Source organism: Nocardioides daedukensis, from assembly GCF_013408415.1.
In the GTDB taxonomy this organism is placed as follows: Bacteria; Actinomycetota; Actinomycetes; order Propionibacteriales; family Nocardioidaceae; genus Nocardioides; species Nocardioides daedukensis.
Genome location: NZ_JACCAA010000001.1, coordinates 594592 through 613500 on the forward strand (window position 1 = coordinate 594592; position 18909 = coordinate 613500).

17 protein-coding genes and 1 tRNA gene are annotated in these 18909 nt (G+C 68.0%); 6 read left to right on the top strand and 12 right to left on the bottom strand.

Annotated elements, in window-relative coordinates; all coding sequences use genetic code 11:
- Window positions 1-6: 6 nt before the first annotated feature.
- Both BJ980_RS02965 and BJ980_RS02970 read right to left on the bottom strand, forming a co-directional pair.
- Window positions 7-1602 carry an ABC transporter substrate-binding protein gene (locus BJ980_RS02965; RefSeq protein WP_343047662.1) on the bottom strand — a complete coding sequence of 532 codons (1596 nt, stop codon included), beginning with the start codon at window positions 1600-1602 and terminating at the stop codon, window positions 7-9.
- Between the two features lie 174 nt (window positions 1603-1776).
- Window positions 1777-2538 carry an HAD family hydrolase gene (locus BJ980_RS02970; protein WP_425490277.1) on the bottom strand — a complete coding sequence of 254 codons (762 nt, stop codon included), beginning with the start codon at window positions 2536-2538 and terminating at the stop codon, window positions 1777-1779.
- 36 nt (window positions 2539-2574) lie between these two features.
- Here BJ980_RS02970 and BJ980_RS02975 point away from each other — a divergent pair, with 36 nt between their 5' ends.
- Window positions 2575-3426, top strand: a complete 852-nt coding sequence (locus tag BJ980_RS02975) for a hypothetical protein (RefSeq protein WP_179500914.1) — start codon at window positions 2575-2577, stop codon at window positions 3424-3426.
- 9 nt (window positions 3427-3435) lie between these two features.
- Here the strand turns inward: BJ980_RS02975 and metH are convergent, their stop codons facing one another.
- A complete protein-coding gene (metH, locus tag BJ980_RS02980; protein WP_218855639.1) occupies window positions 3436-7113 on the bottom strand; it encodes a methionine synthase in 3678 nt (1225 codons plus the stop codon).
- A 237-nt stretch (window positions 7114-7350) separates the two neighbouring features.
- Here metH and BJ980_RS02985 point away from each other — a divergent pair, with 237 nt between their 5' ends.
- Window positions 7351-8196 carry a PAC2 family protein gene (locus BJ980_RS02985; RefSeq protein WP_179500916.1) on the top strand — a complete coding sequence of 282 codons (846 nt, stop codon included), beginning with the start codon at window positions 7351-7353 and terminating at the stop codon, window positions 8194-8196.
- A gap of 164 nt (window positions 8197-8360) precedes the next feature.
- Here BJ980_RS02985 and mshC read toward each other — a convergent pair whose 3' ends face one another.
- The 4 genes from mshC to BJ980_RS03005 form a co-directional block, all read right to left on the bottom strand.
- Window positions 8361-9587 carry a cysteine--1-D-myo-inosityl 2-amino-2-deoxy-alpha-D-glucopyranoside ligase gene (gene mshC, locus BJ980_RS02990; protein ID WP_179500917.1) on the bottom strand — a complete coding sequence of 409 codons (1227 nt, stop codon included), beginning with the start codon at window positions 9585-9587 and terminating at the stop codon, window positions 8361-8363.
- Between the two features lie 97 nt (window positions 9588-9684).
- Window positions 9685-10452 carry an SCO1664 family protein gene (locus BJ980_RS02995; RefSeq protein WP_343047663.1) on the bottom strand — a complete coding sequence of 256 codons (768 nt, stop codon included), beginning with the start codon at window positions 10450-10452 and terminating at the stop codon, window positions 9685-9687.
- Window positions 10449-11021: a DUF3090 domain-containing protein gene (locus BJ980_RS03000; protein WP_179500918.1), complete on the bottom strand. Its 573-nt coding sequence runs from the start codon at window positions 11019-11021 to the stop codon at window positions 10449-10451. Before BJ980_RS03000 ends, BJ980_RS02995 begins: the two co-directional genes overlap by 4 nt.
- 10 nt (window positions 11022-11031) lie before the next feature.
- Complete coding sequence (locus tag BJ980_RS03005) at window positions 11032-11730, bottom strand: histidine phosphatase family protein (RefSeq protein WP_179500919.1); 699 nt, start codon at window positions 11728-11730, stop codon at window positions 11032-11034.
- Between the two features lie 43 nt (window positions 11731-11773).
- Between BJ980_RS03005 and corA the strand changes: the two genes are divergently transcribed.
- Window positions 11774-12754: a magnesium/cobalt transporter CorA gene (gene corA, locus BJ980_RS03010; protein WP_179500920.1), complete on the top strand. Its 981-nt coding sequence runs from the start codon at window positions 11774-11776 to the stop codon at window positions 12752-12754.
- A 34-nt stretch (window positions 12755-12788) separates the two neighbouring features.
- Here the strand turns inward: corA and BJ980_RS03015 are convergent, their stop codons facing one another.
- The gene (locus tag BJ980_RS03015) at window positions 12789-13613 is read right to left on the bottom strand and encodes an undecaprenyl-diphosphate phosphatase (RefSeq protein WP_425490278.1); all 825 of its coding nucleotides are present in this window, start codon (window positions 13611-13613) and stop codon (window positions 12789-12791) included.
- Between the two features lie 99 nt (window positions 13614-13712).
- Between BJ980_RS03015 and BJ980_RS03020 the strand changes: the two genes are divergently transcribed.
- Window positions 13713-14663: an aldo/keto reductase gene (locus tag BJ980_RS03020; protein ID WP_179500921.1), complete on the top strand. Its 951-nt coding sequence runs from the start codon at window positions 13713-13715 to the stop codon at window positions 14661-14663.
- Window positions 14664-14667: 4 nt separating this feature from the next.
- Window positions 14668-14898: a DUF5703 family protein gene (locus BJ980_RS03025; protein ID WP_179500922.1), complete on the top strand. Its 231-nt coding sequence runs from the start codon at window positions 14668-14670 to the stop codon at window positions 14896-14898.
- Window positions 14899-14922: 24 nt separating this feature from the next.
- On the opposite strand, the gene BJ980_RS03030 is transcribed toward BJ980_RS03025, so the two are convergent.
- A complete protein-coding gene (locus tag BJ980_RS03030; RefSeq protein ID WP_179500923.1) occupies window positions 14923-16251 on the bottom strand; it encodes a M20/M25/M40 family metallo-hydrolase in 1329 nt (442 codons plus the stop codon).
- A 78-nt stretch (window positions 16252-16329) separates the two neighbouring features.
- On the opposite strand from BJ980_RS03030, the gene BJ980_RS03035 reads away from it, so the two are divergent.
- A tRNA-Leu gene (locus BJ980_RS03035) sits at window positions 16330-16415 on the top strand.
- A gap of 128 nt (window positions 16416-16543) precedes the next feature.
- Here the strand turns inward: BJ980_RS03035 and BJ980_RS03040 are convergent.
- The 3 genes from BJ980_RS03040 to BJ980_RS03050 are packed head-to-tail and all read right to left on the bottom strand — an operon-like array spanning window position 16544 to window position 18813.
- Entirely contained in the window at window positions 16544-17053 is a 510-nt protein-coding gene (locus BJ980_RS03040) for a ferritin (protein WP_179500924.1), read from the bottom strand.
- 54 nt (window positions 17054-17107) lie between these two features.
- A complete protein-coding gene (locus BJ980_RS03045; RefSeq protein WP_179500925.1) occupies window positions 17108-17728 on the bottom strand; it encodes a response regulator in 621 nt (206 codons plus the stop codon).
- Window positions 17725-18813: a histidine kinase gene (locus BJ980_RS03050; protein ID WP_218855394.1), complete on the bottom strand. Its 1089-nt coding sequence runs from the start codon at window positions 18811-18813 to the stop codon at window positions 17725-17727. The genes BJ980_RS03045 and BJ980_RS03050 overlap by 4 nt, the downstream gene beginning before the upstream one ends.
- Between the last annotated feature and the right edge of the window lie 96 nt (window positions 18814-18909).

An 18909-nucleotide genomic window follows, 5' to 3' on the forward strand; every position in this document is an offset into this window, starting at 1 on the left:
ATCAGGTCAGTTGATGGTGACCTTGTTCCAGACCTCGTCCTGGACCGGGCTCTGCTCATATCCCTTCACGTCCGGGCCGAAGGCCAGCGAGGGAACCGGGTGTGCGATCGGCACGCCGGGCAGGTATTCCATGACCATCTTGTTGATCTCTTCGTAGGCGGGGGTCTGCTCCTCCACCGTCGGCAGGCCACGGGCCTCGCGCAGGGCGTCGAAGAGCTCCTTGTTGTCGAAGCCCCACTCGGGCTTCTCGCTGCCGAAGAAGACGCCGAGGAAGTTGTCGGTGTCGTTGTAGTCGCCCGTCCAGCCGAGCAGGTGGATCCCGTGCTTCGAGGAGCCCTGGATCTTGTCGAGGTAGTTCGGGTCCCACTGGTCAGCGACCGGCTTGATCTTGAGGCCGATTGCCTGCAGCTGCGAGCGGATCACGTTGAAGGTGTCCTCGGGCTGGGGCATGTAGGGGCGGCTGACACCGGTCGGGTAGTTGAACTCGATGGTCGCACCCTCGGCGCCGGCTTCCTTGAGCAGCGCCTTGGCCTTGGTGGTGTCCTGCTCGTACTTCGTGACGTCGTCGGTGTAGCCGTTGACCAGGTCCGGGATGAACTCGACAGCGGTCTTGGTGCCCTCGGGCATCGAGGCCTTGACGATCTCTTCCTTGTTCAGCGCCAGGGCGATCGCCTGACGAACCCGAATGTCGTCGAGGGGCTTCTGCTTCTGGTTGATGCCGAGGTAGAGCACGTTGAAGGCGTCCCGGTTCACGATCTGGAACCCGTCCTTCTTCAGCGGCTCGATGTCGGCCGGGCCGACCAGGTCATAGCCGTCGATGGTTCCGGCGCGCAGAGCGTCGGCGCGAGCCTTCGGCTCCTCGATCGGCACGATCACGGCCTCGGAGATCTTGGCCTTCTCGCCCCAGTAGTCGTCGTTGCGCTTGAGGGTGATCCGGTCGTTGCGCTCCCAGGACCCGAACTTGAACGGGCCGGTGCCCACCGGGTGCTTGGTGGAGTAGTCCGAGGTGCGCGGGTCGTCGGCGGCGTCGTCCTGGTACTTCTCGAGCGCCGTCGGGCTCTGCATGGAGAAGGCCGGCAGCGACATCGCCGAGATGAAGCCGGCGAAGGGGCTGTTCAGCTTGATCGTCGCCGTGCCTTCCTCGGCCGTGCACGAGTCGTAGATGGCCGTGTCCTTCTTGGCCCCGGTCGCAAACCCACGGAACAGGGTTCCGTAGTAGTAGGTGAGCTCCTCGGACTGGGCGGAGGCAGGCATGTTGTACCAGCGATCGAAGTTGGCACACACCGCCTCGGCGTTGAAGTCAGTTCCGTCCTGGAACTTCACGCCGTCCTCGAGGGTGAACGTGTAGGTCAGGCCGTCCTCGCTGGTCTCCCAGGACTTCGCCAGCAGCGGAGCCGGGTCAGCCGTGCCGGGCTTGGTGCCGACCAGGCCTTCGAAGATCTGCCGCGAGACGCGGAAACTCTCGCCGTCGGAGGCGAAGAAGGGGTCAAGGGTCACGGGCTCGGCGGAGCCGGCGAAGACGAACTTGTCACCGCCACCACCCGAGTCACGCGTGCTCTCGGCACACCCAGCCAGCGCAGTCGCAGCCAGCGTCGCGGCCACGGCCCCGACCACTACGGGACGAATTGATGTAAATCGCACGTGTCACCTCACGATCAATCGCCCGGGCCCTTGCCCGAGCAAGATTCTTGGGACACTACTGCGTGGCGAGCACGGGCGACACCGCGCAACGGTGCTGTAAAGGTCGCAAAACGGCAACGATTGACCTCGTCGGCGTTATGAAACGCCCCGGAGCTCCGCGAGCTGGGCCGGGTCGAGCCCGGCAAGACTGTCGCGGAACACCCGCCCGGGACCGTCCAGGACCGGGACATGGTTGGGCACCACCAGCACGGTGCATCCTGCGCTCTCCGCAGAGCGGGCACCGGTGTTGGAGTCCTCGATGGCGAGACAGTCCTCCGGACGTACGCCGAGCATCGCGGCCGCCTTCTCGTAGGGCTCGGGATGTGGCTTGCCGCGACTGACGGTGTCGCCGGTGACGATCGCCCGGAAGGAGTCCTCCGGCAGCCACGCCAGGACCGGGTCGACGAAGCGTCGATAGCTCATGGTGACGAGTGCGCACGGCACGTCGGCCTGGTGCAGCGCCTCGAGCAGCTCCCTGGCCCCCGGCCTCCACGGCACCGACTGCTCCACCCGCGCCACGACTCCGTCGAGCAGCTGCTCGACGATCTCGGCTGGTTCGAGGTCGATCCCCATGTGCTCGCGGATGTAGCGACCGGACTCGATCAACGAGTTGCCGACCAGGTTGAGGGCGTGCTCCTTGCTCCACCGTCCTCCGTGGCGGGCGGCAAGCTCGAACTCGGTGTCGATCCAGTAGGGCTCGGTGTCGACCAACGTGCCGTCCATGTCCCACAGGACGGCGGCGGGCCAGGCAGCAGCCCGTGGGGAGCGTGGGCCGGCGGGTTCGGACGGTGGCGCGGTGCTCAGGGTTCCTCCAGGCGACTCTGTGAGTTCGCGGGCAACCCTAGTCGAGGTGTTCACCCGGGACGTAGGGCCATCGAGGACTACCGTGGACAGGTGCTCTTCTGCCGCCCCCGCGCGCGAACCGTGCTCGGCACCGTCGCCGGTGTCATCGCCTTGGTGCTCGGCGGCTGTGGCCCGGAACCGGCACCGGACTCACCACCGGGGCCGCTTGAGGGCGCCACGATCAGCCTCATGCAGTACACCCACGACCAGGTCAACCGGGTGCTCGTGGTGAAGATCAAGGCCGGTGAGCGAACCGTGCGGGTCAACCGTGTCGAGGTCGTCTCCGGGGCCTTCACCGGCACTGGGCCCGAGGAGTACGACGCCACGGTGGCCGCCCATACGACGCTGGACCTGCGCGTCCCGCTGGGCGAGCCCGACTGCGCTCATCGGCTCTCCCCCGCCGATGTCGCCGTCGAATTCGAGACGCCAGATCACGACGTCGTCGTCGACGAGCCCCGCGGAAGCGACACGCTCGCCGCGATCCACCGGCGCGAGTGCGCGGTCACGACTGCGGTCGCGGACGTTCCGATCACATGGGGATCGCATTGGCGCACCAGCGGGTCGGGCTCCGACCTCGTCGTCCACGCACCGTTGCGGATCGGCCCTGTCGCGGCCGACACGGCCGTCCGCCTGTCAGGGATCGACGGTTCGGTGATCTTCGTGCCCGAGACGGATGCACTGCCACTGATGCTCGATGCCGGTCAGACTCGCGTGCTCGACGTACGGTTCCGTCCCAACCGCTGCGACGCCCACGTGTGGGAGACCTCGCGGGGCTTCCAGTTCGCCGTGCGGCTCCGCGTCGACGGCACAGGCGACGAGGTACTCGTGCCGGTGGTGCCTGCCCGCGCGAAGCAGCAACTGCTCAGCAGGTACTGGCAGGAGCAGTGCGGCGTTCGCCGTTGAGCGGCCGCCTCAGTCCTCGGGCTCATAGGCCAGGTTCGAGGAGAGCCACCGCTCGGCCTCGGCCTGGGTCCACCCCTTGCGCTTGGCATAGTCGACGACCTGGTCGCGGGAGAGCCGACCGACCACGAAGTACTGCGACTGCGGGTGGGAGAAGTACCACCCGGAGACTGCAGCACCGGGCCACATCGCCATCCCCTCGGTGAGCTCGATGCCGGTGTTGGTGGTGACGTCGAGCAGCTCCCAGAGCGTCCGCTTCTCGGTGTGCTCGGGACAGGCCGGATAGCCGGGTGCGGGACGGATGCCGCGGTACTTCTCCGCGATCAGGTCCTCGTTCGACAGGCCCTCTCCCCCGTCCTCGCCGGTGTAGCCCCAGAACTCGGTGCGCACCCGCTGGTGCAGTCGCTCCGCGAACGCCTCGGCGAGACGGTCGGCCAGGGCCTCGAGCATGATCGCCGAGTAGTCGTCGAGGTCGTCCTTGAACTTCATGATCCGCTCGACCGAACCGTGGCCGGCGGTCACGGCGAAGGCGCCGACGTGATCGGCCAGGCCGGTCTCCTTGGGCGCCACGAAGTCGCCGAGCGACCGGTTCGGGATGCCCTCGCGGTGATCGCCCTGCTGGCGCAGGTTGATCAGCATGGCGCGTACGTCGCTGCGCGTGTCGTCGGTGTAGACCTCGATGTCGTCACCCACGGCGTTGGCGGGGAAGAGACCGAAGACCGCGTTGGCGGTCAACCAGCCCTCCTCGATGACCCGGTCGAGCATCTTCTGGGCGTCGTCGTAGAGCTTGCGCGCCTCTTCGCCGGTCGTCGGGCTGTTCAGGATGTCGGGGAACTTGCCCTTCATCTCCCAGGCGTTGAAGAACGGCTGCCAGTCGATGAACTCGCGCAGCTCGCCGAGGTCGTAGTCGGACAGCACGTGGATGCCAGGCTCGCGCGGCAACGGCGGGACATAGCCGTCCCACTCGATCGGGGTCCGGTTCTCACGGGCCTTGTCCAGGGTGACCATCGGTCGTTCCTGCTTGTTCGCGTGCCGTTCGCGCAGGGAGTCGTAGTCCTCCTTGAGGTCCGCGAGGAGCTTGGGTCGCTGGGCGTCGCTGAGCAGTGCCGCCGCGACCGGTACCGAGCGCGAGGCGTCCTTGACCCAGACCACGGGACCGTCGTACTGCCGGTCGACCTTGACCGCCGTGTGTGCCCGTGACGTGGTGGCTCCACCGATCAGCAGCGGGATCGTGAAGTCCTGGCGCTTCATCTCCGCGGCCACGTTGACCATCTCGTCGAGCGAGGGAGTGATCAGGCCCGACAGGCCGATCATGTCCGCGCCGACCTCGCGCGCGGTGTCGAGGATCTTCTGTGCAGGCACCATCACGCCGAGGTCGATCACCTCGTAGTTGTTGCACTGCAGGACGACCCCGACGATGTTCTTGCCGATGTCGTGCACGTCGCCCTTGACCGTGGCCATCACGATCGTGCCGTTGTTCGTCTCGGCGTCGCCAGGCTGCTTCTCGGCCTCGATGAAGGGCAGCAGGTAGGCCACCGCCTTCTTCATCACCCGCGCGCTCTTGACCACCTGGGGCAGGAACATCTTGCCGGCACCGAACAGGTCACCGACCACGTTCATGCCGTCCATCAGCGGGCCTTCGATCACCTCGATCGGACGTCCACCGGCCGCCTTGATCTCGGCACGGAGCTCTTCGGTGTCCGCCTCGACGTGTGCGTCGAGGCCCTTGACCAGGGCGTGCGTGATCCGCTCACGGATCGGCAGCGAGCGCCACTCGTCCACCTTGGCCGGGTCCTGCGGCTGGCCCTTGTTGTTGAACTTCTCTGCGATCTCGAGCAGGCGCTCGGCCGCGTCGGGGCGGCGGTTGAGGACGACGTCCTCGATCCGGTCACGCAGGTCCGGGTCGATCTCGTCGTAGACCACCAGGGCACCGGCGTTGACGATGCCCATCGACAGGCCCGCCTGGATTGCGTGGAACAGGAAGACCGCGTGGATGGCCTCGCGCACCGGGTTGTTGCCGCGGAACGAGAAGGAGGCGTTCGAGATGCCACCGGAGATCTGTGCCCCGGGCAGGTTCTGCTTGATCCAGCGGGTCGCCTCGATGAAGTCCACGCCGTAGTTCGCGTGCTCCTCGATGCCGGTCGCCAGCGCGAAGCAGTTGGGGTCGAAGATGATGTCCTCGGCCGGGAAGCCGACCTCGTCGACCAGGATGCGGTAGGCGCGCTGGCAGATCTCGATACGTCGTTCGAGGTTGTCGGCCTGGCCCTCCTCGTCGAAGGCCATCACGACCACGGCAGCGCCGTACTTGCGGCACAGGCGCGCCTCGGCGCGGAACTTGTCCTCGCCCTCCTTCATGGAGATCGAGTTGACGATCGGCTTGCCCTGGACGCACTTGAGGCCGGCCTCGAGCACCTCCCACTTGGAGGAGTCGATCATGATCGGGACCCGGCTGATGTCCGGCTCGCTCGCGATCAGCTTGAGGAAGCGATCCATCGCCGCGACCCCGTCGATCATCCCCTCGTCCATGTTGACGTCGATGACCTGCGCGCCGTTCTCCACCTGCTGCTGCGCAACGGTGAGGGCGGCGTCATAGTTGCCGTCCTTGATCAGGTTGCGGAACTTCGCCGAACCGGTGATGTTCGTCCGCTCGCCTACGTTGACGAACAGCGAGTCCTCGTCGATGGTGAGCGGCTCGAGGCCGGACAGGCGCATCGCCGACGGCACCGAGGACGGCGTACGGACCGGGAGTCCTTCGGCCGCGGCGGCGATGGCGGCGATGTGCTCGGGCGTGGTGCCGCAGCAGCCGCCGAGGATGTTGACCAGTGAGCTGGTGGCGAACTCCTTGATGACCGTGGCCATGTCGGAGGGCGACTCGTCGTACTCACCGAACGCGTTGGGAAGTCCGGCGTTGGGGTAGCACGAGATGTGGCAGTCGGCGATCCGGCTGAGCTCGGCGATGTACTGGCGCATCTCGGCGGCACCGAGGGCACAGTTCAGGCCGATGGCCAGCGGGCGCACGTGACGTACGGAGTTCCAGAAGGCCTCGGTGACCTGGCCGGAGAGCGTGCGTCCCGAGGCGTCGGTGATGGTGCCCGAGATGATCACGGGCCAGCGGCGACCGCGGTCCTCGAAGAGGGTCTCGAGGGCGAAGATGGCGGCCTTGGCGTTCAGCGTGTCGAAGATGGTCTCGATCAGGAGGATGTCCGCGCCACCGTCGACGAGGCCGTTGGCCTGCTCGAGGTATGCCGTCACCAGCTGGTCGTAGGACACGTTGCGGGCGCCCGGGTCGTTGACGTCCGGGGAGATCGACGCCGTGCGGTTGGTCGGGCCGAGCGCACCCGCGACATAGCGCGGACGGTCCGGGGTGCTGACCTCGTCGCAGGCTTCGCGGGCCAGGCGTGCGCCGACGAAGTTCAGCTCGTAGGCGAGCTCCTCCATGCCGAAGTCGGCCTGGGCGATGGTGGTGGCCGAGAACGTGTTGGTCTCGACGATGTCGGCACCGGCCGCGAGGTATTCGCGGTGGATGCCACGGATCATCTCCGGCTGGGTCAGCGAGAGCAGGTCACTGTTGCCCTTGACGTCGCGGGCCCAGTCGGCGAAGCGCTCGCCGCGGTACTCCGCCTCGCCCGGGGAATGTCGCTGGATCATCGTGCCCATCGCTCCGTCGAGCACAAGGATGCGCTCGCTCATCAGCGCCGCCAGGTCTGCGGTCGCATCGGGCTGGATGACAGGAGATTCCGTCACGATTTCCTCTCGGGTCGTGGTGCCCTCCCACAGTAGGCAGGCCGTCCGAACTCTGGACACCGTTTCCGCATGCTGACACCTTGCTCCGTAAACGAGCGAATCCCCGCAACGCTATGTGCATTCTTGGTCATCGTGCCCGAGGGATGCCACGCACGGTGTCGGTCGCGTGGCTAGGCTGGCTGGATGATCGAACTCGAGGACGTCTCCGACCTGGTCAACCCCGTGGTGATCGCCGCGTTCGAAGGTTGGAACGACGCTGCTGACGCGGCCTCGGACGTCATCGACCACCTGATCGACGTCTGGGGCGCACGCACCGTCGGTGCCATCGATCCGGAGGACTTCTACGACTTCCAGATGAACCGTCCCGTGGTCAGCACCGGGCTCGACGGCCACCGCTCGCTCACCTGGCCCGGCACCCAGATCGCCATCGCTTCCCCGCCCGACCTGGATCGGGACGTGATCCTGGTCCGCGGGCTCGAGCCGAACATGCGCTGGCGCCAGTTCTGCGCCGAGATCCTGGCGGCCTGTGACGACCTGGGCGGCGAGCTGGTGATCACCCTCGGTGCGCTGCTCTCCGACACCCCGCACACCCGCCCGATCCCCGTCACCGGGACGGCCACCGAACCGGACCTGGTCGATCGGCTGCGCCTGGAGCACTCGACGTACGAAGGCCCCACCGGGATCCTCGGCGTCTTCCAGGATGCGTGCACCCGCCTCGACATCCCGGCCGTGAGCTATTGGGCAGCGGTGCCGCACTACGTCGCGCAGCCGCCGTGCCCCAAGGCGACGCTGGCCCTGATCGGTCAGCTCGAGGAGCTCCTCGAGGTCACCATCCCGCTCGGTGACCTGCCCGACGAGTCCCAGGCGTGGGAACGCGGAGTGGACGAGCTCGCCTCCGAGGAGGAGGAGATCGCCGACTATGTCCGTGCCCTCGAGGAGACGCGCGACACCGCGGAGCTGCCGGAGGCCTCCGGCGAGGCCATCGCGCGGGAGTTCGAGCGCTACCTCAAGCGCCGGCAAGCCGACTGACCCCACGCCCCCCCGTCGACCCGGCACTTGTTGACCCCCAAACGCGTCGACCCGGCAGTTGTTGACGCTTGAGCCTGTCAACAACTGCCGGGTCGACGAAGAACAGTGTCAACAAGTGCCGGGTCGGCGAAGAGCAGTGTCAACAACTGACGGGTCGGCGTGGGTCAGATGACCAGGCCGAGCGCGGCATCCAGCAGCGCGCGGATCGTTGCGCTCGCCTCGGGGTCGCTCTGGTCGCCGGCCTTCGTGGCCTCGACCCAACCCTGGACCGCTTCGACGGCGCTGGGCGCATCGAGGTCGTTCGACAGCGCAGCCAGCACGGCCTCGACCACCGGAGCGGCCGGCGCGCCCGACGGGGACGCGACGACGAGGCGCCACGCGTCCAGGATGTCCACCGCGTCCCAGAGCAGGGCGTCGGTCCACTCCCAGTCCGAGCGGTAGTGCTGGCGCAGCAGGGTGAGTCGGATCGCCATCGGGTCGACGTCGGCGCGACGCAGGGCAGAGACGAAGACCAGGTTGCCCTTGGACTTCGACATCTTCTCGCCGTCGTAGGCCACCATCCCGGCGTGGGCATAGGCCCGCGCGAAGGTGGAGCCGGGGACCGCCACCTGCACTTCGCCGGCGCACATCTCGTGGTGCGGGAAGATCAGGTCGCTGCCGCCGCCCTGGACGTCGAATCCGGTGCCCAGGTGCTCGAGTGCGATCGCGGCGCACTCGATGTGCCAGCCCGGACGACCCTTCCCGAACGGGCTGTCCCACGAGGGCTCGCCCTCGCGCTCACCGCGCCACAGGACGCAGTCCAGCGGGTCCTTCTTGCCCTCGCGGTCGGGGTCTCCCCCGCGGTCGGCGAAGACCTCGAGCATCTGCTCGCGGGTCCAGCCGGAGACGGCACCGAAGTCGGTGTCGGCAGTGACGGAGAAGTAGAGATCGGTCTCCACCTGGTAGACGGCACCGGTTGCCTGCAGCTGCTGGATCAGCTCGATCACCAACGGGATCGACTCCACCGCGCCGATGTAGTCGTCCGGCGGCAGGACGCGCAGCGCCTCCATGTCCTCGCGGAACAGCTGCGTCTCGCGCACGGCCAGCGCGGTCCAGTCGGTGTTGACCTTGGTGGCCCGCTCGAGCAGCGGGTCGTCGACGTCGGTGACGTTCTGCACGTAGTGCACCTGGTGCCCGGCGTTGCGCCACGCGCGGTTGAGCAGGTCGAAGCCGACGTAGGTGGCCGCGTGTCCCATGTGGGTGGCGTCGTAGGGCGTGATGCCACAGACATAGAGGCGCGCCGCGCCAGTGGGACTCGTTGGCGCGAGGGTGCCGGTGGCGGTGTCGAAGATCGAGACCTGAGGCCCCGCGACGGGAAGGAGGGGCACCTCGGGTGCGGACCACGACTGCATGGTGCGCAGCCTAGCCAACGGGCCCGGACCTCAGAAGGGCGACCTCAGTAGGTCGACCCCAACGGTCGGGTTCACAAGGCTGGTGCAGAAGGCTGGTTCAGAAGGCTGGCCACGGGATCGCCGGCCAGTCGCCGGACGGCGCCGGCATCACGCCCTCGTCGAGCAGGGTGTCGCACCGGGCTCGGAAGGCATCCAGCTCGTCGGCGGTGATCAGGTCGGCGAGGCGCTTGTTGAGGTCCTGGTCGTCGCGGACCCGGGCGATGTCCTCGCGCTCCTGCGCGTTCAGCTCCTTGCCCATCCAGCCCCACAGGACCGAGCGCAGCTTGTTCTCGACGTGGAAGGCCACCCCGTGATCGACGCCGTGCCGGTGCCCGTCGTCCATCGCAAGGACGTGGCCGCCCTTGCGGTCACCGTTGTTGATCAGCACATCGAAGACGGCCATCAGCCGCAGCGGGACGGTGTCCTCGTGGATCAGCGAGACCGGCTCGTCGTCGGGACCCACCGCGTCGAAGACGTGGAGGTAGCCCTCGGGCAGGACGCCCCGGGCGACGATGTCCACCGGGAGCTGCTCGATGTCGGGCTCGGCCCAGGCCTGCACCATCCCGGGCCCGTGGGGACCCTCGCGCAGCACCGTGGTCGGGACGACGTTCCAGCCGAGCGCCTGCGAGACGGCGTACGCCGCCACCTCGCGCTGGGCGAGCGTGCCGTCGGGGAAGTCCCACAGCGGCCGTTCGCCGCGGACCGGCTTGTAGACCACGCCGATGCCGTCGATCGTGGCCAGGAACGTGGCGTTCGACGCAGGCATGACCCGACCCTCGATGGTCAGCTCCCCCGTCGCGATCTCAGCCGCGGACGCCAGCGTCACGAGCGCCGTCTGAATCCGTTGGCGCGCACGCACAGGTGCCCGTCAGGGTCGATCGGTCCGCCGCAGAACGGGCAGTTGGGCCGCCCCGCCTCGATCACCTGTGCTGCGCGCTGCACGAAGGCACGCGCGTGAGCCGCCGTGATCCGGACCAGGAAGACCTCTTCGGGCTCCGGCTCGGTGAAGTCCTCGTCCACCTGCTCCGGGCTGACCACTGCGGCCTCGTTGAAGGGGAAGACCTCGATCACGATCCGCTCGTCGGCAGGCTCCCACGACAGTGTCATCGTGCCGGCGCGGAACTCCTCCTCGATCGGCTGGTCCAGTGGACCGGAGTCCTCCAGGTCGAGAGGGGCGACAGCGGGGATCAGCGACTCCGTCTCCTCGCTGCTCATCAGCTCGTCCAGCAGGTCGTCGATCCGGTCGGCGAGGACCGTGACCTGCTGCTTCTCGAGGGAGACGCTGACGAGGCGGGTGCCGGCGCGCGCCTGCAGGAAGAAGGTGCGTTGACCGGGTTCACCGACCGTCCCGGCGACGAATCGGTCCGGCGGGTCGAAGGAGTGCACGACTGGCATGTCCACCACCCTATTGTGGTCCGGCTCCGCCGCCCACCACGGCATCGCCGGGGTGGGGACGTTGCTTGCGATCAGGTGCGTTCAACCAGCTGAGGTCACCGGCGTGGGTGTTCTGGCCCAGGACGAAGGGCCGAGTGGGGGTGTAGCGAATGATCGAGATCGAGGCGGGGTCCACCTGGATCCGTTGGAACAGGTCGAGGTGCATCCCGAGGGCATCGGCCAGCAGTGACTTGATGATGTCGCCGTGGCTGACGACGACCCAGGTGGCGTCCTCGCCGTGCTCGGCGGAGACCTCGGCGTCGACACGGCGTACGGCGGCCGTGGCCCGGGCCATCATCGCGGGCAGCGACTCACCACCGGGGAAGGCTGCCGCGGAGGGCTGGGACTGAACCGTCTTCCACAACGCCTCCTTGGCCAGGTCGCGGATCGTCCGACCGGTCCAGTCGCCGTAGTCGCACTCGATCACGCCGCGTTCGGTGGACACCGGCACGTCGGGGTGCTCCCCGGCGATGGCCCGTGCGGTCTGGCGGCATCGCTCCAACGGACTGGTCACGATCCTGGCGAGCCGCACCGGCGCGAGTCGGGCGGCCGCGTCCTTCGCCTGCTGGTGCCCGGTCTCGTCGAGCTTCACCCCGGCCGAACGTCCTGCGAGCACACCGCCGGTGTTGGCCGAGCTGCGACCGTGCCTGACGAGGATCACTGTTGCCATGTCAGGGAGCGTATCGGGGACCTGCATGCAATAGCCTCGAACGGTGATCGTCGACAGTGCCCTCTATCGCAACGGAGCCCGCGTCCAGCTCGAGAGTGACATCTCCGACCTCGCGGCCGTGCGCGCGCAGTGTGACGACCCCGACGAGTTCGTGTGGATCGGCATGCACGACCCCACGCCCGAGGAGATGACGGCGGTCGCCCAGGAGTTCGCCCTGCACCCGCTCGCGGTCGAGGACGCACTCAAGGCGCACCAGCGCCCGAAGCTCGAGCACTATGACGACTCTCTCTTCCTGGTCCTCAAGACCCTTTGGTACGTCGATGAGTTCGACGCGGTCGAGACCGGGGAGATCAACCTGTTCATTGGTCGTGACTTCGTGGTGACCGTCCGCCACGGCGAGGGGTCGGGACTCCAGGAGCCCCGCCGCTACCTCGAGTCACACCCGGAGTTGGTGCGCCACGGCCCCACCGGCGTCGTCTATGCGGTCTGCGACCGCGTGGTGGACGGCTATCAGACGGTCGCGGCCGCTCTCGAGGAGGATGTGGACGAGGTGGAGGCGTCGGTGTTCGCCGCGGATCGCTCGGACGTCTCGCCTCGGATCTACATCCTCAAGCGTGAGATCGCGGAGGTACGCCGTGCTGTCCTGCCGCTGCGCGATCCGATCCGGCGAGCGGCCTCAGGATCGGTGACCGGCATGGACGAGGCGGCCGCGCCGTACTTCCGTGACGTCGGTGACCATCTCGGCCGGGTGGCCGAGACCGTGGACACCCTGGACACGCTGCTGTCCTCGGCCTTCGACGCCCAGCAGGCGCGAATCTCGGTGCAGCAGAACGAGGACATGCGCAAGATCTCGGCGGGCGTCGGCCTGGTGGCGGCACCGACCCTGATCGGTGCGATCTATGGGATGAACTTCGACACCATGCCCGAGCTGCACTGGACCTTCGGCTATCCGATGGCACTGGCGATGATGGCGCTCAGCTCGTTGCTGGTCTATGTCTTCTTCAAGAGGTCCGGCTGGCTCTAGGCCGGTGTCACCCGGCGCAATGCCGGGACGCCGGTCAGGCTGCGATCACACCGAACGACAGCAGCGCCAGCACCAGTGCACCGAGGCCGATCCGGTAGATCACGAACGGCAGGTAGGACTTCGTGGAGACGTAGCGGAGCAACCAGGCGATCGCGGCGTACCCCACCAGGAACGAGACCACTGTCGCCGTGATCGTCGGGCCCCAGCCGAGACTGTTCTCGCCGTGCGGGATCTCCTTGAGCTCGAAGATGCCGGCGCCGACGACCGCGGGGATCGCGAGCAGGAAGGCGAAGCGGGTGGCCGCCTCGCGGTCATAGCCCAGGAACCGGCCCATCGAGATGGTGGCGCCCGAGCGGGAGACGCCGGGGATCAGCGCGCACGCCTGGGCGAAGCCGAGGAGCCCTGCGTGCTTGAGGGTCATCTGCTTGATCACCCGGTCGCTGGAGCCGATCCGGTCCGCGATGCCGAGCACGACACCCAGGACGATGAGGGTGGTGCCGACGATCCAGAGGTTGCGGAAGTCCTTCTCGATGATGTCCTTGAGAGCGATGCCGAGCACCACGATCGGCAGTGAGCCGACGATGATGTACCACCCCATCCGCGCATCCAGGGTGCCGCGGAACTCAGGCTTCACCAACGACTTGAGCCACGCGGTGGCGATCCGCCAGATGTCCTTGCGGAAGTAGATGAGCACCGCCAGCTCGGTGCCGATCTGGATGACTGCGGTGAAGGCTGCGCCCGGGTCCTCCCAACCGAGGAACTCGGGGAAGATCCGGAGGTGGGCGCTGCTCGAGATCGGCAGGAACTCGGTGAGTCCCTGCAGGACACCGAGGAAGATCGCCTTGAAGAAGTCCAACACGGCCCGCAGCCTACGTTTCCGCCACAGCACTCCCCCGAACGGTCTCGTTCCCGGCGTGCCGTGCCTCGCCTCGCCGCGCGGGTGGCTAGCCTTGCGCGCATGCAGCAACGCGCTCTGGGAACGACCGGCCTGAAGGTGTCACGGCTCGGTCTGGGCACCTTGACGTGGGGGCGCGACACCGATGAGCACGAGGCCCGCGACCAGCTGATCGCCTTCACCGAGGCGGGCGGCACCCTGCTCGACACCGCCGCCGGCTATGGCGACGGTGCCTCCGAGGAGCTGATCGGCACCCTGTTCGGTGACGTCGTCGCCCGCGACGACGTGGTCCTCGCGACCAAGGCGGGCATCTCGCGTCGTCGTGGCGAGCGAGAGACCAACGTCTCCCGGGGGCACCTGATCAGCACCCTGGACCAGTCCCTGCGCCGACTCGGCGTCGACCACGTCGACCTGTGGCAGGTGCACGCCTGGGTCGACGGGACGCCGCTCGAGGAGACCCTCGGGGCCCTCGACTATGCAGTCTCCACCGGGCGCGCGGCCTACGTGGGCGTCTCGAACTACTCCGGCTGGCAGACCGCCCAGGCCAGCACCTGGCAGGCCGCGGTCCCCGGCCGCGCCAAGATCGCCTCGACCCAGGTCGAGTACTCCCTGCTCAACCGCACCATCGAGCACGAGGTCATCCCTGCCGCGCAGGCGCTCGGCCTCGGCATCCTGCCGTGGTCACCGCTGGGACGCGGCGTACTGACCGGGAAGTATCGCCACGGCACCCCGACCGACTCACGCGGCGCCTCACCGCACTTCGCGAACTTCGTCGGAACCTACCTCGGCGAGCAGCACAAGCGCGTCGTGGAGGCTGTGGTCCGTGCCGGCGAGGGCCTGGACTGGACGCCGCTCGAGGTGGCCCTGGTCTGGGTGCGGGACCGGCCCGGGGTGACTGCCCCGATCATGGGAGCCAGGACGGCCGCGCAGCTGCGCGCTGCCCTGGGGATCGACGAGCTGAGCCTGCCACCAGAGATCGTCGACGCCCTCGACGACGTGTCCGGAGGAGACTGACCAGATGCCGACTGTTGCGCGCAAGGCGTTCCGCAAGAACGTCGAGTGGGAATATGACAAGCTCACCCTGCCGCGCGACCTGAGTCGCTCTGTCGTCACCCGCCTGCTCGTCGAACGCGCGGAGAAGGGCGGCTGGGAGCTGCGCAGCACCCGGATCGGCAACGACGGCGTACGCCGTGTGCTGCTGCGTCGCAAGATCATCCGGCAGCCGCGGATCGACGCCTTCTACCTCTGAGTCCCCCGACTCATCCTGCAGGGTTCAGAGCCGGTCCAGGAAGCTGTCGAAGACCTTCGCCCCGAACTCGAGCGAGTCCACCGGCACCCGCTCGTCCACCCCGTGGAAGAGCGCCCCGAAGTCGAGGTCGGCGGGCAGGCGCAGCGGTGCGAAGCCGTAGGACTCCATCCCCAGGCGGCGGAAGTGCTTGGCGTCAGTGCCACCGCTCATCAGGTACGGCGCGACGATGCCGTCCGGGTCCTCGGCAAGGATCGACTGGGTCATCGCATCCACGAGCCGTCCCTCGAACGGCGAGGACCACGGCTGCTGGTGGGACACGAAGTCCCAGGTGACGTTCTCGCCGCAGAGCTCGGCGAGCGTCGCGAAGAACTCGTCCTCGTGACCGGGCAGGAACCGTCCGTCGACATGTGCGGTGGCCTCGGTGGGGATCACGTTCACCTTGTAGCCGGCCTCGAGCATCGTCGGGTTGGCGGTGTTGCGGATGACTGCGCCGAGCATCCGGGCCGAGCTCTCGAACTCCTGGACCAGAGCCTCGGCGTTCTCCGGGGTCGCCTCGGTGCCGGCGATCTCGGCGACCGAGGCGAGCAGGACCTCCATCGACGGGGTCAGTCGGATCGGCCAGTCATGGCTCCCGATCCGCGCGACCGCGCCGGCGAGCTCGGTGACGGCGTTGCTGTGGTTGATCATCGAGCCGTGACCCGCATTGCCACGGGCGGTCAGCTTCATCCAGGCCATGCCCTTCTCGGCAGCCTCGATGAGATAGATCCGCTTGCCGCGCACGGTCGTGGTGAAGCCCCCGACCTCCCCGACGGCCTCGGTGCAGTCCGCGAGCTCGTCGGCATGGTTGTCGATCAGGTACTGCGCGCCCTTGTGCCCACCGGCTTCCTCATCGGCGGTGAAGCACAGCACGATCGGACGGTTCGGCATCGCACCGGCACGGGTCCGGGCGCGGACCACCGAGAGCACCATCGCGTCGAAGTCCTTCATGTCGACGGTGCCGCGTCCCCACAGGTAGCCGTCCTTGATCTCACCGGCGAACGGGTCGACCTGCCAGTCCTCCGCCGCCGCGGGTACGACGTCCAGGTGCCCGTGCAGCAGGAGCGGGGCGCCGTCCCCGTCGCCCCATCGCGCGATCAGTGAGGCACGACCCGGTTCGGACTCGTGGATGGTGCTCTCGATGCCGACCTCGTCGAGTAACACGGCGACGTGCTCGGCTGCCTTGCGCTCCCCCGGACCGCGGTCGTCGCCGTAGTTCGAGGTGTCGATCCTGATCAGGTCCCGGCACAGCTCGACGACCTCTGCAGCGGGGTCATAGGTGGTGGATCCGTCGTTCGAGAAGTCAACGTCAGCCATGCCCACAGTGTTGCATCCGTGGGCGATGGGGCCGATGTGACCATTTCAAGTTGGTCTTGCTATGGTTCTCCAGCACTCGTCCGGGTGGCGGAATTGGCAGACGCGCTAGCTTGAGGTGCTAGTGCCCGTATTAGGGCGTGGGGGTTCAAGTCCCCCCTCGGACACAGAAGAGAAGGGCCCCGTCGCGCGACGGGGCCCTTCTTCGTTTCCTTCGACCCACCAGCGAAATGCGCAAGGGCGCCGGCCACAGTGCGTGGCCGACGCCCTTGCGTCCGATCTGGCGGTGTGGCTCTCAGGCCTCGGTGGTGCGCGTCGGGCGCGCCCCGAGCTCCTCGTCGAGACGGAGCAGACCCGGACCGTCCTCGTTGATCAGCTCGACGCGGCCGACGATCTCGCTGACCGTGGCCTCCTCCTCGATCTGCTCCTCGAGGAACCAGTTGAGCAGCGGACGCGAGTCGAGGTCGCCCTGCGACTCGGCCAGGCGGTAGAGCTCGCGGATCGCCTCCGAGACGCGCTGCTCGTGGGCATAGGCGGCCTGGAAGATCTCCAGCACCGACGTGCCGACGACCTTGGGGGCGTTCAGGGCACCGATCAGCGGGTGGTTGTCGCGGTCAGCGACGTGGTCGATGAACTTGTTGGCGTGCACGATCTCCTCGTCGGCCTGGTGACGCAGCCACGCAGCCATCCCGGGGAGGTCCTTGAGCTCCAGCTCGATGGCCAGTTGCCGATAGACCAGCGATGCCTCGAACTCCAGGGTGATCTGATCGTTGAAGGCGGCTTCAAGCTTCTCGTTGAGTTTCATGCTGACGACACTAGGCCGATTCACCGACGGCCGCATCGAAGGTTCGGCATACCTTCATCGGATCAGGCCACCGGCCCTCGCCGCCGCGATCGCCGAGGTGCGCGAGTCCACGCCCAGCTTGGTGAAGACGTGGACCAGGTGCGACTTCACCGTTGCCTGGCTGAGGAACAGTCGCTCCCCGATCCGCTGGTTGGACAATCCCTCGGCCACCAGGCCGAGCACCTCGAGCTCGCGCGCCGTCAGCGCCGTGGCCGGCTTGAGGGTACGTCGTACGAGCCGCTGCGCGATCGACGGCGAGAGCACCGGCTTCCCGACCGCGGCATCGCGGACGCCTGCAGCGAGCTCGGCCGGTCCGGCGTCCTTCAACAGGTAGCCGACTGCCCCGGCCTCGACGGCGCCCAGCACGTCCGACTCCACGTCGTACGTCGTCAGCACGACGACCTGCGGCGGGCTCACCAGACCACGGAGCAACCGGGTCGCCTCGATCCCGCGCACCTGCTCGCCGAACTGGAGATCCATCAGCACGACGTCGACCTCGTGCGCGGAGGCCCACGCAAGGGCGTCGTCCGGGTCGGCGCTCTGGTGGACGACCTCCAGGTCCGGCTCGAGGGCGAGGACGGCAGCCAGTCCGGCGCGGACCACCGGATGGTCGTCGGCCAGCAGCACCCGGATCACGGGGTGTCTCCCCCCTCGACGGGCAGGGGCAGCCGGGCCGCGATCGCGGTGCCATGGCCGGCCGAGGGCTCGATCGAGAGGGTGCCACCGAGCTCCTCGGCTCGAGCGCGCATGGAACCGATGCCGAATCCGTCTCCCTCGCGCACCTGTCCGTTGCCGTCGTCGACCACGTCGAGCAGGACCTCGTCCTGCGCATAGGTCAGTGTCAGCGCCACCTGGCGGGCATCGGCGTGCCGGGCGGCGTTGTTGACCGCCTCCTGGGCGATGCGCAGCAGCGCCACGTCGTGGGTTCCGGGAAGGGCGGTCGGCGGGCCGTCCACGCGCAGCGTCACCGGCGGCTCCCCCACCGATGCCGCCAGACGTGCGAGCGCCTCGGGCAGGGAGCGTTCGGCAAGGTCGGCCGGCCCCTGGGCACGCACCAGCCGACGTGCTTCGGTGAGATTCGCCGAGGCCACCTCCCTGGCCTGGCTGACCAGGGCCCGAGCCCGCTCCGGTGAGCGTTCCAGGTGTCCCTCGGCGGCACCGAGGAGAAGGTGAATGCTGCCCAAGCCTTGGGCCAGGGTGTCGTGCACCTCGCGCGAATACCGCTCGCGCTCCTCCAGCCGTCCACGACGCTGACTCTCCTCGGTCGCGATCCGCAGACCACTGACGATCCCGATTGCGACCAGCGCGCCGATCACCGGGCCCAGCACGGCACCGACGGACCATCCCCCGGCATGCCAGGCGAACGCCGCGACGGCCATCGCCGTCAGCAGCCCGACCACCGGCACCGAGAGTCGCGGCGCCAGGACGCTCAGGGCGACGAAGAACAAGGGGAAGACGACCCACACCCCCATCGGGGTGAGGACGACCAACACGAGCCAGGCCGCCGAGAGCGCCGCGCCCCAGACCGGGACGAGTCGCGGTCGGCCACGGACCACGCGTCCCGCGGCATAGACCCCGGCAACGATGAGTGCTGCCGCGACGACATCCCAGTGCGGGCCGTCCACGACGGCCGTCACAACGGTGACCGCCAGGAGCCCGGCGACCAGCAGATGGATGAGGAAACGCAGCAAGGGCAGCGCTCGGCTCAGCGGACTCGTCACCCGGCCAGCATAGGCAGCCAGAGCCGTCGACCCATCGATCAAAAGGTTGATCCGGCTCCCGTCCTGCGGGCCACGGCGTGGGGTCACCGCTTCGCC

Coding starts and splice junctions, on each gene's coding strand:
- metH (WP_218855639.1), bottom strand. CDS start 7,113: ATGAGCGAGCGCATCCTTGTGCTCGACGGAGCGATGGGCACGATGATC.
- BJ980_RS02985 (WP_179500916.1), top strand. CDS start 7,351: ATGATCGAACTCGAGGACGTCTCCGACCTGGTCAACCCCGTGGTGATC.
- mshC (WP_179500917.1), bottom strand. CDS start 9,587: ATGCAGTCGTGGTCCGCACCCGAGGTGCCCCTCCTTCCCGTCGCGGGG.
- BJ980_RS03000 (WP_179500918.1), bottom strand. CDS start 11,021: ATGCCAGTCGTGCACTCCTTCGACCCGCCGGACCGATTCGTCGCCGGG.
- BJ980_RS03005 (WP_179500919.1), bottom strand. CDS start 11,730: ATGGCAACAGTGATCCTCGTCAGGCACGGTCGCAGCTCGGCCAACACC.
- BJ980_RS03020 (WP_179500921.1), top strand. CDS start 13,713: ATGCAGCAACGCGCTCTGGGAACGACCGGCCTGAAGGTGTCACGGCTC.
- BJ980_RS03025 (WP_179500922.1), top strand. CDS start 14,668: ATGCCGACTGTTGCGCGCAAGGCGTTCCGCAAGAACGTCGAGTGGGAA.
- BJ980_RS03030 (WP_179500923.1), bottom strand. CDS start 16,251: ATGGCTGACGTTGACTTCTCGAACGACGGATCCACCACCTATGACCCC.
- BJ980_RS03040 (WP_179500924.1), bottom strand. CDS start 17,053: ATGAAACTCAACGAGAAGCTTGAAGCCGCCTTCAACGATCAGATCACC.